General features: G+C 60.3%; 10 protein-coding genes. 3 read left to right on the top strand and 7 right to left on the bottom strand.

Annotated features, from left to right (window positions below):
* Positions 1-23: 23 nt before the first annotated feature.
* Positions 24-1,127 carry a hypothetical protein gene (locus ICL81_RS00365; protein ID WP_188033032.1) on the bottom strand — a complete coding sequence of 368 codons (1,104 nt, stop codon included), beginning with the start codon at positions 1,125-1,127 and terminating at the stop codon, positions 24-26.
* A 183-nt stretch (positions 1,128-1,310) separates the two neighbouring features.
* Here ICL81_RS00365 and purL point away from each other — a divergent pair, with 183 nt between their 5' ends.
* Entirely contained in the window at positions 1,311-3,632 is a 2,322-nt protein-coding gene (gene purL / locus ICL81_RS00360) for a phosphoribosylformylglycinamidine synthase subunit PurL (RefSeq protein WP_188033031.1), read from the top strand.
* A gap of 248 nt (positions 3,633-3,880) precedes the next feature.
* On the opposite strand, the gene ICL81_RS00355 is transcribed toward purL, so the two are convergent.
* The gene (locus tag ICL81_RS00355; RefSeq protein ID WP_188033030.1) at positions 3,881-4,177 is read right to left on the bottom strand and encodes a hypothetical protein; all 297 of its coding nucleotides are present in this window, start codon (positions 4,175-4,177) and stop codon (positions 3,881-3,883) included.
* A 248-nt stretch (positions 4,178-4,425) separates the two neighbouring features.
* Between ICL81_RS00355 and ICL81_RS00350 the strand changes: the two genes are divergently transcribed.
* Positions 4,426-4,776: a multidrug efflux SMR transporter gene (locus tag ICL81_RS00350; RefSeq protein WP_188022953.1), complete on the top strand. Its 351-nt coding sequence runs from the start codon at positions 4,426-4,428 to the stop codon at positions 4,774-4,776.
* Between the two features lie 11 nt (positions 4,777-4,787).
* Here ICL81_RS00350 and tmk read toward each other — a convergent pair whose 3' ends face one another.
* The 3 genes from tmk to ICL81_RS00335 form a co-directional block, all read right to left on the bottom strand.
* A complete protein-coding gene (gene tmk / locus ICL81_RS00345; protein ID WP_188033029.1) occupies positions 4,788-5,420 on the bottom strand; it encodes a dTMP kinase in 633 nt (210 codons plus the stop codon).
* A 12-nt stretch (positions 5,421-5,432) separates the two neighbouring features.
* Positions 5,433-8,252 (bottom strand): type I DNA topoisomerase, encoded by a 2,820-nt coding sequence (gene topA, locus ICL81_RS00340; protein ID WP_188033028.1) that lies wholly within the window; start codon positions 8,250-8,252, stop codon positions 5,433-5,435.
* Between the two features lie 819 nt (positions 8,253-9,071).
* Positions 9,072-10,253 (bottom strand): Gfo/Idh/MocA family protein, encoded by a 1,182-nt coding sequence (locus ICL81_RS00335; protein ID WP_188022956.1) that lies wholly within the window; start codon positions 10,251-10,253, stop codon positions 9,072-9,074.
* A gap of 228 nt (positions 10,254-10,481) precedes the next feature.
* Here ICL81_RS00335 and ICL81_RS00330 point away from each other — a divergent pair, with 228 nt between their 5' ends.
* Positions 10,482-12,254, top strand: a complete 1,773-nt coding sequence (locus ICL81_RS00330) for an IlvD/Edd family dehydratase (protein WP_251364434.1) — start codon at positions 10,482-10,484, stop codon at positions 12,252-12,254.
* Positions 12,255-12,333: 79 nt separating this feature from the next.
* Here ICL81_RS00330 and ICL81_RS00325 read toward each other — a convergent pair whose 3' ends face one another.
* Positions 12,334-15,288 (bottom strand): FAD-binding and (Fe-S)-binding domain-containing protein, encoded by a 2,955-nt coding sequence (locus ICL81_RS00325; protein ID WP_188022957.1) that lies wholly within the window; start codon positions 15,286-15,288, stop codon positions 12,334-12,336.
* A 124-nt stretch (positions 15,289-15,412) separates the two neighbouring features.
* A complete protein-coding gene (locus ICL81_RS00320) occupies positions 15,413-16,384 on the bottom strand; it encodes a sugar ABC transporter substrate-binding protein (RefSeq protein WP_188033027.1) in 972 nt (323 codons plus the stop codon).
* Positions 16,385-16,399: the final 15 nt, after the last annotated feature.

Genomic DNA, 16,399 nt, shown 5'->3' with positions numbered 1-16,399 from the left:
CCCTAGCGACAGAAATTCACTGGCTAGCCGTTACGCTGGTGAGCCGAGAAATCAGGCTGACCGTCTGGGCCGATCGGCAACGGGGTGCCATCTGCGTAACGGGGCCAAGGCAGCAGTCCCTCAGGAGTAGGTGCCTGCTGCTCAACCTGGAACTCGACAGCAACCGCTGCAACGTGCGCAGCGGGGGTAGCTGGCGCAGCGGGATTGGCTTCGCCTGCCGGCTGCGTCGGCGCCGCAAGGCCCGATTCGGCAGGAACAGGGGCGGGCGCGGGAGGAGCAGCGGGAGCGGGAGGAGCAGCGGGAGTGCTCAACGCAGCGGGCACGATGGGCGCTGCGGGAACGCCGGGAATGCCCGCCTGCTGCATCTGTGTCGCGCGGTACGCGGCGGCCTGCTGCTGCGCAAACTGCTGCGCTTCGAGCGCCTGCTGACGACGATGCGCACGTTCGTCTGAGCTGTACGCCCAGCGAAGCAACAGCGTCACGGACAGGCCGAGAGCGGTGAGAATCAGAATCGAGACTGCGATCCGCCAGTACAGGTCGGGAACCGAAAGACCGAAAGCTTCAACGCCGAGCGGGGCGGTGAACATGATTCCTGAGAGCACTGCGAGCGCGCTCGAGATGAACGCAAAGCGCAGGACGGTTTCGCCTGCGCGATCCGCCACAGTCATCAGTATCTCGCTCAGAACAAGCACGAGGCGGACGATGAAGATGACGATCAGCGCCTTCCAGAAGAACTCCATGAGCAGGAGCGAGTGGTTCGGCGTCATCCAAATCACTGCGAGCAAGATCGCGAGAATGTACGAGTTGGCAATGAGCGCCACTGGTGCGTACCACTCGGCGACTCGGTGACGTGACGTGTCAACCGCTGTGAATACCGAGAAGATGACGAACAGCAAGAACGTCGCGAACACACGCTCAAACTTGGCATCGATCTGGTCGACAAACAGCATGACGATCGCCAGCAAAGTGATGACGATAAGCATTCCGATGCTCACCTTCAAGAAGCCCGACAGCTTGCGCGGCTGGGTTTCCGACTTTGCACGCGAGCGGCGCTGCGGGCTCACCGGTGCGGGAGACTGCTGCTGGCTCACCGTCTCTGACGGCTGCGGGATGTTCGTATCGGTCATAACTCCAGTCTTACGTGGCCAGATGCAAAAAGCTACATATTATGCGATTTTTCACCGTTCTCAGGCGCGTCACAGCGCGAGTTTCACAGCGGGTCCACGGAACCGCTCAGGGCAGGTAGACTGGTCTATGGAGCTCTCTTTTGAGCCGCCCGATCCACATTCGACAAACGGAGCAATTCGAGCGTGACTGACCTTTCTGCCGTTCCCGGCCATCATCCTGACACCGTCGCAGATGCGATTGCCACCCCTGAGAAAGAGCAGCCTTACGCGGCGCTTGGCCTCAAGCCGGACGAGTACGAGATGATCCGTGAGATCCTCGGCCGCCGCCCAACTTCGGGCGAGCTCGCAATGTACTCCGTCATGTGGTCCGAGCACTGCTCGTACAAGTCGTCGAAGAAGTACCTTCGTCAGTTTGGCCAGAAGGTCAACGACAAGATGAAGGAGAACCTGCTCGTCGGCATGGGCGAAAACGCAGGCGTCGTCAACATTGGCGAGGGCTGGGCTGTCACCTTCAAGGTGGAGAGCCACAACCACCCCTCGTACATCGAGCCTTTCCAGGGTGCTGCGACCGGCGTCGGCGGCATCATCCGTGACATCATCTCGATGGGCGCTCGCCCCGTTGCGGTCATGGACCAGCTTCGCTTCGGCGACATCGATGATCCCGACACCGCACGCGTTGTGCACGGCGTTGTTTCGGGCATCTCGTCTTACGCAAACTGCCTCGGCCTGCCGAACATCGGCGGCGAGACCGTCTTTGACAAGGTCTACCAGCAGAACCCCCTCGTGAACGCAATGGGCGTCGGCGTCCTGCGCCACGAAGACCTCCACACCGCAAACGCTTCGGGCCTCGGCAACAAGGTCGTGCTCTTCGGCGCACGCACCGGTGGCGACGGCATTGGCGGCGCATCGATTCTCGCTTCGGACAGCTTCGAAGAGGGTGGCCCCACCAAGCGTCCCGCAGTTCAGGTTGGCGACCCCTTCGCTGAGAAGGTACTCATCGAGTGCTGCCTCGAGATGTTCCAGGGTGAGCTCGTTGAGGGCATCCAGGACCTCGGTGCTGCAGGTATCTCGTGTGCGACCTCGGAGCTCGCAGCAAACGGCGACGGTGGCATGTTCATCGAGCTCGACAGCGTGCTCCTGCGCGACCCCTCGCTCACCGCTGAGGAAATCCTCATGTCGGAGAGCCAGGAGCGCATGATGGCAATCGTCGCGCCCGAGAAGCTCGACGCTTTCCTCGCAGTCGCACAGAAGTGGGACGTTGAGACCAGCGTGCTCGGTGAAGTCACCGACACCAACCGCCTCATCATCAACTGGCGCGGCGAAGAGATCGTGAACGTCGATCCTTCGACCGTTGCCGTAGACGGCCCAGTCTACGATCGCCCCGTCGCATACCCCACCTGGATCGACGCGCTCCAGGCAGACACCGCTGCAACGCTCCCCCGCGCAGCAGACAACGATGCACTGCGCGAGCAGCTCGTCGCAGTCGCAGCATCACCCAACCAGGCTGATGTGTCGTGGATCACGAACCAGTACGACTACTACGTTGGCGGCAACACCGCTCTCGCATTCCCCGATGGCGCTGGCATGATCCGCGTTGACGAGGAGTCGGGTCTCGGCGTCGCATTCTCGACCGATGCAAACGGTCGTTACTGCCAGCTCGATCCCTTCGCAGGTGCACAGCTCGCACTCGCAGAGGCATACCGTAACGTCGCGACTTCGGGTGCAGTTCCTGCTGCAGTCACCGACTGCCTCAACATGGGCAGCCCGGAAGACCCCGAGGTCATGTGGCAGTTCTCGCAGGTCGTCGAAGGCCTGTCGGACGCGTGCCTCGAGCTCGAGGTTCCCGTCACCGGCGGTAACGTTTCGATGTACAACCAGACCGCTGGCAGCCCCATTCATCCGACCCCGGTCGTTGGTGTCATGGGCATCATCGACGACGTGGCACGCCGCGTTCCGTCGGGCTGGCAGGACCAGGGCGAGCACCTCTACCTCCTCGGTACCACTCGCACCGAGCTCGACGGCTCGGCATGGGCTGGCACCATCCACGATCACCTCGGCGGCAAGCCCCCCGTTGTTGATCTCGGTGTCGAGCGTCGCCTCGCTGAGCTGCTGCACGCTGCATCGCAGGGTGGCATCCTCTCGGCTGCTGTTGATCTCTCGGAGGGTGGCCTCGCACAGGCACTCACCGACGGTGTACTCCGCTTCGGCGTTGGCGCACGCGTCTGGATCGAAGAGATCATCGAGCGCGACGGCGTCGACGCAACCGCTGCACTCTTCTCGGAGTCGCAGGGTCGCGTGCTCGTCGCTGTTCCCCACGAGGAAGACGTCAAGTTCCGTGGCCTCTGCGCAGGTCGCGACTTCCCCGTTCTCCGCATCGGTGTCACCGACCTCGCAGGCGCAGACGCTGCCCTCGAGGTTCAGGACCGCTTCACGCTGCCGCTCGCTGAGCTCGGCGGCGCAGTTCGCGCAACGCTCCCCGAGCGTTTCGGTGCGACAGTCGGCTAATTGCTAATTGCTGGTGATCGGCTAGTTCGCTAGTCGGCGCATTGCGGCGAGGCCCCTGCTCACTTCGGTGAGTGGGGGCCTCGTTGTTTTTGTTGGCGGATCGCGGCTGCGCGGTCCGTGCTCCGCCCCAACCCCGCGAAAAGGATAGTTTCCCCCGAAAACAGAGGTTTCAGCGCGTAGAAACTACCGGTTTCGGGGGAAAGGGGATGTTTCGCGGGGTTGGCGGGGCACGAGAGCGCCTATTGCCCCTATTCTTTCGCTTGCATACGGCGAAGCCTGTTTTCAAGCTTCACGCGCCTTCGGTGGAGCCTCGCGAATGACATGAGGTACCTTGCAGTCACCCTGCCTACTTCTACGAGGTCAGGCAGGTTTTGTGCGGTCAGTTCATCATTAATGGTCTTGGCATCTTCGCCCTCTAAGCCGTCAATGATCTCTCTAGCCGCGACAATTTCGGTGCGGTTATACGGGTGGTTTTGTAATTCAGCCAGAGCCGCGTCAAGCTCGGCTTGAATTCTTTGCTGGCGGTCGCGATGTCTTGAAGCCATGTGGATCAGCCTTCCGGGGCAGTCGGTGCAGGTTGCTTTCCAAACTCCCAATGTGCTGCAGGCGCCACAAGGGCTTGCGGCAATGTGCTTCACCGCTGATGCGTGTTGGCAGTAGCCGCAGCCTGCCTCGCACCGGCCGCTCTGCCAAATCCTTCGAAATCAGGTACAGTGAAAGAAGGTTCTGATCCGAACCACGGGACGACGGTCAAGTACCCCGACAGCGACAAGACTTGCCACAGGAGGTAAGCGTGCTCGCTTGGATCATTCTCATTATTTCTGGTGCCTTCGAGGCCGTCTGGGCTACCGCTCTCGGCAAGTCCGAGGGCTTTACGAAGCTCTGGCCGTCGGTTGTCTTCGGCGTCGCTGTGGTCATCAGCATGGGCGGTCTTGCATTTGCGCTGCGTGAGATTCCGACCGGTACCGGCTATGCGGTATGGGTTGCAATTGGCGCATCGCTGACGGTAATTTACGGCATGATCACCGGTGCTGAACAGGCAAGCCTGCTCAAGATTCTGCTGCTGCTCGGCATTGTGGCATGCGTGATCGGCCTGAAGCTCGTGAGCGATCACGAGTCGGCCGCAGCGCTGCCGATGGTCTAATTGTCGCTGGCTTAGTCGTCGAGCAAACTCGCGACGCGGGCGCGGATCGCCTGCTGCAACTCCTCTATCGACAGTGATGCGTCGAGCTTGAGGAAGCGGCTGGGATCCGCGTCTGCCTGCGCACGGAAGGCAGCGCGCACGCCCTCGTGGAACTCGATGGCTTCGGCCTCGAGGCGATCCGCCGCTCCCCCGCGCTCACGGCGGCGCTCAGCCGCAGTCTCAGCGTCGATGTCGAGGAGTACGGTCAGCTCGGGCCACAGCCCGACGGCTGCCCACTCGCTGATGCGGCGGACGTCTTCGACGTCGAGCACGCGGCCAGCGCCCTGGTACGCGAGCGAGGAATCGATGTAGCGATCCTGCACGACGGCAGCCCCACGGGCAATGGCAGGCCGGACAACCTGGGCGACGTGCTGTGCGCGATCCGCCGCATAGAGCAACGCCTCTGCGCGCGGATCGATCTCACCAATCTCGTCCCCACCGTGCAGGAGGAGACGGCGTACCTCGGCGCCGAGCGGCGTCGCGCCCGGCTCGAAGGTGCGCACGACCTCCTGGCCGCGCTCGGTGAGCCACTCCTCGAGGAGGCGAACCTGCGTGGTCTTACCCGCGCCGTCGCCGCCCTCGAAGGTGATGAATACTCCGCGCACTCTGCCGGTGCCTTACTCGGCTGCGGCTGCGGCTGCCTCGGCAGCCTTCTTCGCAGCGTTTGCCTTGCGGGTCTCTGCTGCCTTCTTCGCAGCGGCGGATCGCGCAGGGTCGACTGCCTTCTTGGCTGCGCCGGTCTTCGCGGCAGCGGTCTTCTTCGCGGCAGGCTTCTTGGCAGCAGCCTTCTTCGCGGGCGCCTTCTTCTTCGCGGGGCCCTTGGCACGCTTGATCGCGAGCAGCTCGGCCGCGCGTTCGAAGGTGATGTCCTCGACGCTGTCGCCGCGGGGAATCGTCGCGTTGGTCTCACCGTCGGTCACGTACGGACCGAAACGGCCGTCCTTGACCTTGATGGGCTTGCCGCTGACGGGATCCGCCTCGAACTCCTTGAGGGCAGCAGAAGCCTTGCGAGCGCCATACTTGGGCTGCGCGAAGAGCTCTTGTGCGCTCGCGAGATCGATCGTGAAGATCGCGTCCTCGCTCGTGAGCGAACGGGTGTCGGTGCCCTTCTTGAGGTAGGGACCGTAGCGACCGTTCTGCGCGGTGATTTCGGCGCCGGACTCCGCGTCTGCACCAACCACGCGCGGCAGCTCCAGGAGCGCCACTGCGGTGTCGAGATCGACGGTCGCGGGATCCATGCTCTTGAAGAGCGACGCGGTGCGCGGCTTTTCGCCCTTGGGCAGCTCTTCGTCGTCGTTCGGGATCTCCTGAACGTACGGGCCGAAGCGGCCGTTCTTGGCGATGATGCGCTTGCCGGTCTGGGGATGCAGGCCGACGACGCGATCCTCTGCAGGCTCAGCATCGGCGAGCTCATGCGCCTTTGCTGGCGTGAGCTCATCTGGTGCCATACCGTCAGGAATGTTGACGCTGCGGGGCTTCAGCTCACCGTTCTCGTCAACCTCGCTCTTCTCGTCGAAGACCTCGAGGTACGGGCCGTACTTGCCGTTACGGAGCGAAATCTGGTCATCGATGCGGATCGTGTTGATCGCGCGCGCATCGATCTCACCGAGGTTGTCCACGACGCCGCGCAGACCCGGGTGGTTGTCGCTACCGAAGTAGAACTCCTTGAGCCACTGTTCGCGGTCGGTCTTCCCGGCAGCAATCTCATCGAGGTCGCTCTCCATCTCAGCGGTGAAGTCGTAGTTCACGAGCTCTGAGAAGTGGTCTTCGAGGAGGCGGACGACCGAGAAGGCGATCCAGCTTGGCACGAGTGCCTGACCCTGCTTGGTCGCGTAGCCGCGGTCCATGATGGTCGAGATGATTGCCGCGTAGGTCGAAGGACGGCCAACGCCGAGCTCTTCGAGGCGCTTCGTGAGGCTTGCCTCGGTGTAGCGGGGCGGCGGGCTCGTCTGGTGACCCTTAGCTTCGGGATGCGCGATGCCGAGGGGCTGGCCCTCGTGCAGCTGCGGCAGCGAGATGTTCGCCTCTGCGTCACCACGCTTCTCGTCCTTGCCTTCTTCATACGCAAGCATGAAGCCGGGGAAGGTGATGACAGTGCCGCTTGCGGTGAATTCTGCGCGGGTCTGCGCACCGTTCTCTGCGAGCGAGACAGCGAGGGTCACGGTGTCGGTCGAGCCCTTGGCATCTGCCATCTGGCTTGCGACGGTGCGCTTCCAGATGAGGTCGTAGAGCGCGAACTCACCCTGAGTGAGCTTGCCCTTGAGCTCGCTCGGACGAGCGAACTTGTCGCCAGCGGGACGAATTGCTTCGTGCGCTTCCTGTGCGCCCTTCGCCTTGCCCGTGTAGACACGGGGTTTCTCGGGAAGGGTCTGCGCGCCGTACAACTCGGCAGCCTGCGAACGGGCCGCCGCGATTGCCTGCTGCGAGAGCGTCGGCGAATCGGTACGCATATACGTGATGTAACCATTCTCGTACAGCGACTGCGCGAACGACATCGTCTGGCGCGAGCTGAAGCGGAGCTTACGCGACGCCTCCTGCTGCAGGGTCGAGGTGGTGAACGGTGCTGCGGGACGACGAGTATGCGGCTTCGTCTCGATCGACGCGACGGTTGCCGACGCGTTCTCGGCTGCAGCTTGCAGCGCGTTGGCGCGCGCCGAGTCGAGGCAGACAACGCCTGCGCGCTGTGCCTTCTCAGACAGCTCACCGTGGTCGGTGAAGTCGCCGCCAGTTGCTACGCGCTTACCGTCAAGGCGAGCGAGCTTCGCGTCGAATGGGACGCGGTCAACCGCATCATCGCCGGGCATGAAGCGTGCGGTGAGGCTCCAGTACTCGGAGGTGACGAACGCGAGACGCTCGCGCTCACGATCAACAACGAGACGGGTTGCTGCCGACTGCACGCGGCCAGCGGAAAGCTTGGGAGCGACCTTGCGCCACAGCACGGGCGAAATGTCGTAGCCGTAGAGACGGTCGAGAATACGACGGGTCTCCTGCGCATCGACGAGCGCGTGATCGAGGTCACGGGTGTTCGCCTTTGCCTGTTCGATTGCGTCCTTGGTGATCTCGTGGAACACCATTCGGCGCACGGGAACCTTGGGCTTCAGAACTTCAAGCAGATGCCACGCGATGGCTTCACCCTCACGGTCTTCATCTGTTGCGAGCCAGAGCTCGTCCGCCTCCTTCAGAGCACGCTTGAGTTCCGAGACCGTCTTCTTCTTGTTGTCGTTGACGACGTAGTACGGTGCGAAACCGTTATCGACGTCAACGGCGAACTTGCCGAAGGGCCCCTTCTTGAGCTCTGCCGGGAGCGCCGAAGGCTCAGCGAGGTCACGGACGTGACCGACCGAAGCGATGACTTCGTAGTCGTCGCCAAGATACCCACCAATGGTTTTTGCTTTGGTCGGTGACTCGACAATGACGAGTTTCTTTGTCTCCCCCACGGGAACCCTCCTGACGACGGCGGTAGGCAGTGCCTGCAAGGCTACGATACACAGCCGGGCTTACGCGACCCTTGACTGGCGTTATTCACACAAGCGCCCCAACAGTGGAGCAGGTCACACACTCTTGCATAGTACTGCTGGTGTAGCTGTGCAAAGAACTTGACCCAGTGCTTTTGCGATTCTCGGGCATTTGCGTCCAGCCAGCACTGCCAACAGAAATGCCTCATTTTGGATGGCCGGAGCGCTCCGAATCGCCGCGGGCCCCGCGAATCACTCCGCTTGGAAAGAACAAACCCGCCTCTCATCTCGAGAAGCGGGAATGTCATATTGATTTCACCATATCTGTAGCAAGATTCTCTGGCAATAAGCTCAGCCCGAATCAAGTAAGTCCGCCTGCAAACCCCGACGACCTCGCCGAACACTGCCGCGGTCCGCTACCTCTATATAAATAACGGAAAAGTTACCTTGTTCACAACGTATACCGCGAGCGAGGCACCGACGACAGCGGCCACAAGTTGGGTAACTTGCTACAGGGTTCGTTTTCGAGGTATCGGCGCCTGGCGGGGAATCTGAGTGCTACGGGGCCACCATTCCGTTCGGTCAGGGGTTGACCGCTTGCACCGGAGTCCTACTTCGGCCTGGATTTAGATGTCGAGCTGGCCCATTTCAATGAGTTGTAAGTCAGGATTCCGGGCATCATCGTCGACGTGGCCATCTTGGCTTCGCTCATCAAATAGATGCGGCTGCCAGCGCCCAACGAGGTCGTCGGTGGATGGGCTATTAAGAAGCGTTAGGGTGGCGCTGGCCTAGACGTCGACTTCAGCGATCGTAGGTCGTGACTCCAGTAACCTCCGGAACCTTCACCCATGCCCCTGAGGCAGCGCTTCGAACCGAGGCGTCAACCAGCTCGGATGCCGACCATCCATCCGCGACCGATGGCGCGAATTGTTCTTTCTCGATGACTGACCGAATAAACAGCGCGGCCTCAATAGTCTTCAGATCGTTGAACCCGATCCCGGGACCGGAGTTCGGTTGAAATCGGCCGAACTCCCCGAAAGTCGCATCGGCAAGCACTGTCTGGTAACCGCGCAGATCCTTTGCGATTTCCAGCTGATTCATGCGCTCAAAATTCCACCGCAGCGAACCTTCGGTCCCATACACTTCAAGAACAAATTCAGCATGGGGGCCGACACCGACACGGGTCGATTCGAAATACCCAACAGCACCATTTTCAAATCTGGCCAGCGCGGCCGCGTAGTCCTCATTCTCCACCGCACGCATGGTCGTGGAAGCCTCTCCTTTAGCAAAGCTATTCGCTGATCCCCCGGATGGGAGCGGGCGCTCCGGGATGAAGGTCTCGGTGATCGCATTCAGTGATTCGACCCGCCCGACGACGAACTGGGCGAGATCGAAGCCGTGTGAGAGCACATCGCCCAGCACGCCGGTACCGGCGCGTTCTTTCTCGTATCTCCAGGTAAACACTTGTTGGCGGTCTGAGGCGTAACTTGTCAGCAGGCGCATCTGCACATTTGTGATCGTGCCAAGCTCACCACTTCGAACGAGGCGACGTGCTTCAGCTACCGCCGGAGCATGACGGTAGTTAAACCCCACCGCAGTAATCAAACCCGCTGCCGCGGCTCCCTGCGCGATTTCTCTGGACTGGGTTGCGCTGATCCCCATCGGCTTCTCGATCCAGAACGGCTTTCCGGCCGCAATGGCGGCGAGGGCGATCTCGTGGTGCATGAAATTTGGCGCGCAGATCGAGACGACGTCAACCTCAGGGTGTTTTAGCAACTCGCGATAGTCGGCGGTGGTGTCGCGGAAGCCGAGCGCATCAGCAGCATGGGCACGCCCTGACTCATCTGGATCCGCTGCGATTACCAATTCGGGGTAGCGTTCGAGTTCGGGGTAGAACTGTCGTGTTGCCAGATATGCCCGCGCATGGAGGCGTCCCATCCAGCCGACTGAAATCAACCCAACACCTATGCGTTCACTGCTCACCTTTTCGACCCCTTTGTCTTCGAATCCGATGTTCCGACGTTGCTCTCGCCGCGTCTGAGGTCAGATTACGTCGGCGTCGAATGCACGCGGATGTCTCATTTTGGAACAGGTTTCAGTGCTCGTAGGTTGCTGTACTGAACTGCAATTGGCGACGCGATGCTGCGTTGGAGTTCACCCGCCATGTTGACTCCACAAATGCATTTCGTCTTCTCACCGATATGAGAAGGAATGAAGAACAAAATGGAAGACTCACCCAAGGCCGACCTTCGCAGTGCACGCTGGTTCGCGCCGCATGATCTCACCGGATTCGTACATCGAACAGCGATTCAAGCCGAGGGGTTCTCCGGCTTTGCCATCAAGGATCGACCGGTTATTGGAATTGCGAATTCCTGGTCAGAACTTGTCAATTGCAACATACATTTCAAGCTTTTGGCCGACTCCGTAAAACGTGGGGTGCTGATGGCTGGTGGTCTGCCGCTCGAGTTCCCAACCATTTCTCTCGGCGAAAGCTTGATGAAGCCCTCAGCGATGCAGTTCCGCAACCTGATGGCAATGGACGTCGAAGAATCAATCCGTGCCTACCCGTTAGACGCGATCGTTTTGCTCGGCGGCTGCGATAAAACTGTGCCAGCTCAGCTCATGGGTGCGGCGAGCGCCGATATTCCCACCATTATGCTCACCGGCGGACCCCAAGAGCCCGCGATTTTCCGAGGTAAACAGCTCGGTGTTGGAACTGACACTTGGAAGTACGCCGACGAACTCCGCGCGGGCCGGATGACACAGTCAGATTTCGACGAGCTCGAAGCTTCAGCAAAACCCACTGCCGGGCACTGCAGCGAAATGGGTACAGCTTCAACCATGACCTCAATCACCGAAGCGCTAGGTATGTGTCTCCCGTCAACCGCAGCGATTCCTGCGGTGCATGCGCGGCGAGCTCAGGCAGCTGAAGCAACCGGGCGCCGTGCGGTTGAGATGGCACTGACCGGCGGCCCAACGCCGCGTGAGATCCTCACCCCCGACGCATTCGACAACGCAATCACGCTGTTGATGGCGATCGGTGGTTCAACGAATGCCGTGCTCCATCTGCTCGCGCTCGCCCGCCGCGTTGGCTATGAACTCGAGCTCGATCGCTTCCACCAGATCTCCGAGCGCACACCTCGCATCGTCAACGTGCGCCCCTCTGGCGAGTACCTCGTGCAGCAGCTGTTCAATGCCGGAGGCATTGGTGCAGTGTTGAAGGAGCTATCACCATTCCTAAAGCAGGATGCGATCACGGTTACGGGAGAATCAATCTCAGCAGGTTTCGCAAACGCGCCCGACCCCGATGGCGAGGTCATCTCCAAGCTCGAGACTCCCTTCGACACTTCAGGTGGCATCGCGGTGGTGCGTGGCTCGTTGGCCCCGAATGGCGCAGTGATCAAGCGAAGTGCCGCGAGTCCAGAGTTGCTCACGCATCGCGGTCCCGCTGTCGTGTTTGACAGTATGACTGACCTCGGCAACCGAATCGACGATCCAGATCTAGAAATCACCGAAGAATCAGTACTTGTGCTCCGCAATTGCGGCCCTGTGGGAGCCCCGGGCATGCCGGAGTGGGGCATGCTTCCGATCCCGGAGAAGCTATTGAAGCGCGGCATTCGCGATGTCGTACGCATCTCAGACGCGCGTATGAGCGGTACCGCATTCGGTACTACGATTTTGCATGTCTCACCCGAGGCGGCAGCGGGCGGCCCACTAGCAGTGGTGCGCGATGGCGATCCTATTGTGCTTGATGTCGCGATGAAACGGTTGGACCTCGACATTCCGGCTGAAGAACTCGAACGACGACTGGCAGAATTCAAGCTACCGGAGCGCAAGTACACGCGTGGCTACGGACGCCTCTTCCTTGACCATGTGACGCAGGCAGACGAAGGGTGCGACTTCGACTTCCTGCATGCGGTTCCTGGTGAGGAACCGCAGCGTCTTCCCTTCGGACTCTTCACCGGGTGGCAGGGCGGCTGGTAGCGCACTTTTGTTCGCATCTCACATAGCTTCGGCGCTCACGTCTTTTCAGTCGTGAGCGCCGAAGCTATGTCCAGAGCCTCTACGTCGTCGAAGGATCTGAGATCACTACTCTGGCGGGATCAAGCGCGAGAGCCAGATGCTGCCCGGAAAGATCTGGATTGATTTGTGAGACTTGCATAGTGCAGCTAAACCCATCGGTAAGCACGATCGCCCCCTCGGGCGCCTGACTCAGTGCTGGCACGAGCGAGTGTTCAGCCACTTGCATCGACATGTCAAAGTGTTCCGACTCGAATCCGAAGTTTCCCGCGACTCCACAGCATGACGAAGATTCGACAATCTGAGGGACACCCCACGCCCCCAACACTCGTTTCTGTGCGCCTGAACCGAAGACAGCGTGCTCATGGCAGTGAGTTTGGAGCACAGCGGCTTCCGGCGCAGGCGCGGTCGGAAGCCATCCGCGCTGAACCGCTTCGTCAACCGCAACCGAGAACGAACGCACTCGCGCAGCAACACGATCAGCTGCAGCGCTTCCGACCATTTTGGGTCCCTCATCACGGATTGCTGCCGCACAGCTCGGTTCGAGCACAACGATGTCGCGATCCGTCCCGTCGTCGAAACGTCGAATCAGACGTTCAAGCCGCCGGCGTGCAGCATCACGCTGACCGGTCGAAATCCAAGTGAGGCCGCAACAGGCTTCTGCCGTGCATCCAACAGTAGTTCCGGTAGATCCAAGCACACGTGCCGCGGCAGGGATCGCTTCTGGCCGGAAAGCTTTCGTAAAGCTGTCAGCAAACAGAAGGACTGCTCCGTCTGGTTCGAACGCCGCTTCTTTGAGACGTGTACGGATTTCGCTGCGAGAGCGGAAAGTGGGCAGGCTCCGCCTGGCGCTTACGCCAAGCCAATCGGCAACGCGGCGGAGCACACCGATCCGGGATCCGGCGTTAGCGATGCCTGAGAACAATCCGATGAACGGTAGCCACCGTGGTAGCCAGCCGATCGAATAGTGCGTGAACGGTCTGATCCTCCCCCGGTAGTGTTCGTCGATCAGCTCAGACTTTGCTTCAGCGATGTCGACGCCGGTTGGACAGTCACTTGAACATGCTTTACATGACAGGCAAAGATCGAGCGCATCCCTGACCTCTGGTGAGGACCAGCCTCCAACGCTGTTCTTGTTAGCGCGCGTGAGTTCCTGAAGGACACGCGCGCGACCTCGGGTGCTGTCTTTCTCATCCTTGGTTGCCCGGTAGCTCGGGCACATAAACCCGCCGCTGGTTGCACGGCAGCGTCCCACGCCAATACACGCATGCGCATTGCCAACATACGGGCTAGCCAAAGGCAGTTGCGTTGGCGTTTGGTTGGAGAGACCCTTGGTCCCGTTTTCAGCGGAGATCAACTGGCCACCGGGTATTGCCCCCGGAGCAGGCATGCCAGCGAGCGCTATCGAAGCGGTGAATGCATCAGGACTAACAATGATCCCCGGGTTTAACAGGTTTTCGGGATCCCATATTCGCTTGAAGGTCGCGAAAAGTTGAATCATCTCAGGCGAATACATCACGCTGAGCAATTCGCTTCGGGCCCGACCGTCTCCGTGTTCGCCGGAAAGAGAGCCACTATGTGCGACAACGAGTGCAGCAGCTTCTCGCGTGAATGCTTCGAAGTCTTTCCTGCCGCTTTGACTCCTCAGATCGTAGTCGAGGCGCATATGCACACAGCCCGCTCCAAAATGGCCGTACATAAACGCGGAGTACTGGTATTTTTCAACGAGTGGGAGCAATTCCTCCAGGTAGTCAGCAAGCCGCTCAGGTGCCACGGCCGAGTCTTCCCAACCTGGCCATGTCTGTTTACCGTCGACACGACGTGAGGAGAGACCGGCACCGTCCTCACGTACACGCCACAGTTTCGCACGGGTAGCCGGATCGGTCACGACCGCGGAGTCTATGGCCCGCCCCTCGACGCTCAGCGCTTCGAGCAGTCGCTCACACTGAACCCGAGCATCGTCGACGTCATTGGCTGAGAACTCCACCATGAGAAACGCTCCGCCGTTGGGTAGCCCGGCGACACTCTCCGCGCCGCGCCGGTGCCGCATGATCTCGACAATGGAACGGTCAAGCCCTTCAACTGCGGTCGGCTGACTCTCGAGAATTTTCATGACGTCGCGAGCTGATTCGATAGTGCTTTCGTACCCGAGGCACAATAGCGCCACCGCCGCCGGGCGCGGCACTAGCCCGACCAATGCACGAGTAATGACCGCAATAGTACCTTCGCTTCCGGCGAGCACCGCCGCAGCATCAAAGCCCTGTTCAGGTAGCAAATGCCCGAGATGGTAACCCGACACCTGCCGAGGGATCCTCTGCAGTTCGACCCTCAACGGAGCGAGATGTGCCTGCACCAGTTCACGGAGTTCTGTGGTGAGTTGCTTAGCGCGCGCAGTCGACTGCGCGTCTTCCGGATCAACCGCTTCGATGCTCCCGCGTGCGAGCCGCAGGTGCGCCCCGTCAACAGTGACCACCTCAATTTCTCGCAGGTGCTGCATCATACGACCGTAGGCTACAGAGTGGTTGCCACACGCATCATTACCGATTGAACCACCGACGGTCGCACGGCTGAGCGATGACGGGTCTGGCGCAAAGGTTAGTTCGCCGCCTGTCGTACGTTCAACGAGCTTGCGCAGCTCACCGAGAACTACTCCGGCATCCGCCCACACCGTGCGATCCTCGATGTTGACTTCTGCAGCAGCAGTAAAACGCCGGGAAAGATCAAGGATGAGGCCGTGTCCAATGGCATTACCAGCCATGGAGGTGCCGCCACCTCGCGTAGTGACCGGCATGCCGGCTTCATTTGCTGCACGAAGCACATTCCTGATCTCTTCGACAGTCCTCGGAAAGACCACCGCTTTGGGACGGATGCGATAGTTCGAGGCGTCGAAAGAATACTCAGATCGACGGCGCGATGCGTCATCAACCTCAATCCCAAAGGCTCGCAGCTTGGTGAGTAGCTGCGTGTTATCCATTGCCTTAATCGTCTGATTCGACATCCTTGTACCCCAATCACTACCTACTCACGCAGTGTATGCAGTGAAAGACCTGTGCCATCTGTGCCAGATCAGGACGGGGTGCCCCTGCTGCTGCAAGAGCACCCCGTCTGGCGGAAGCGCAGTCCTACTGACCGAATTCGGCCGCGTTCTCCTTGGTGATTAGCGTAAATGGTAGCGTGTACCGGTTCTCAACCTTTTCGCCTTCAAGGAAGGCGTGCACCACGCGAACAGCTTCTTCGCCCTGGCCAGCCGAGTCCTGCCGTACGGTCGCTGACATCTCGCCCGCTTCAATTGCTGCTACAGCGGCAGGTGTGCCGTCCACGCCGACTACCGCACCGATGTCCCCGGTTCGTCCGGCATCCTTAATGGCAGATGCCGCACCAATCGCCATCTCGTCATTGTTCGCGACAACGGCGTCGATCTTGCCAGCACCAAAACGCTGCAGCACGTCTTCCATGTTGCGCTTTGCCTCGTCACGGCTACCTTTCGCCTGGAACTCGGCGACGATCTTGAAGTTATCGTTGATCGCATCGGCAAAACCTGTTTTACGACGATCCGTCCACGAAGAACCGTACGCACCCGCGGCGAAGACGATGTCTCCACCGTCAGGCATCAACTCGTTCATGTATTCGGCCTGCATCTTGCCCGCGAGCGTATCGTCAATGCCAATGTAGCTTTCGTATCCAATGTCAGAACCTTCAACGAATTCCGTCAACAAGATAAAGAGCGGCACACCAGCGTCTATGACACGCTTCGCAGCATTCTGGCTGGCCTCACCGTCGAGTGGTTGCAAGATGACCGCATCCACCTGACGTGTGAGCAGATCCTCAACTTGGTTGAGCTCGCTCGAGACGTCCCGTTTGGAGTCAGCGACCTGGAATTTCACGTTCTCCGATTCTGCGGTTGTCTGCATGGCATCGACCATGTGCGCAATATCTGGATCCTGCAGGTCAAGCGCAACTAGGCCAATGTTGTACTGTTCCTCATTGCCGGAAGTCCCGGCTTCCCCGGAGTCTCCCTTTGAGCATCCGGTGAGGATGAGACTGGCGGCAGCGATCAGAGCGGCTACCGTAGACATGCGTCGTCGCATATTCATGGTTCTGTTCCTTTC

This window comes from Leucobacter sp. cx-328 (assembly GCF_014530035.1).
Classification (GTDB): domain Bacteria; phylum Actinomycetota; class Actinomycetes; order Actinomycetales; family Microbacteriaceae; genus Leucobacter.
Note: the sequence above shows the minus strand (reverse complement) of the source record. Positions and strands in the feature narration are given on the sequence as shown.

Bases quoted from the DNA above. Each gene is read 5' to 3' on its own strand.
- ICL81_RS00365 (WP_188033032.1), bottom strand. From the start codon at position 1,127: ATGACCGATACGAACATCCCGCAGCCGTCAGAGACGGTGAGCCAGCAG.
- ICL81_RS00355 (WP_188033030.1), bottom strand. From the start codon at position 4,177: ATGGCTTCAAGACATCGCGACCGCCAGCAAAGAATTCAAGCCGAGCTT.
- ICL81_RS00330 (WP_251364434.1), top strand. From the start codon at position 10,482: ATGAAGAACAAAATGGAAGACTCACCCAAGGCCGACCTTCGCAGTGCA.
- ICL81_RS00325 (WP_188022957.1), bottom strand. From the start codon at position 15,288: ATGTCGAATCAGACGATTAAGGCAATGGATAACACGCAGCTACTCACC.
- ICL81_RS00320 (WP_188033027.1), bottom strand. From the start codon at position 16,384: ATGAATATGCGACGACGCATGTCTACGGTAGCCGCTCTGATCGCTGCC.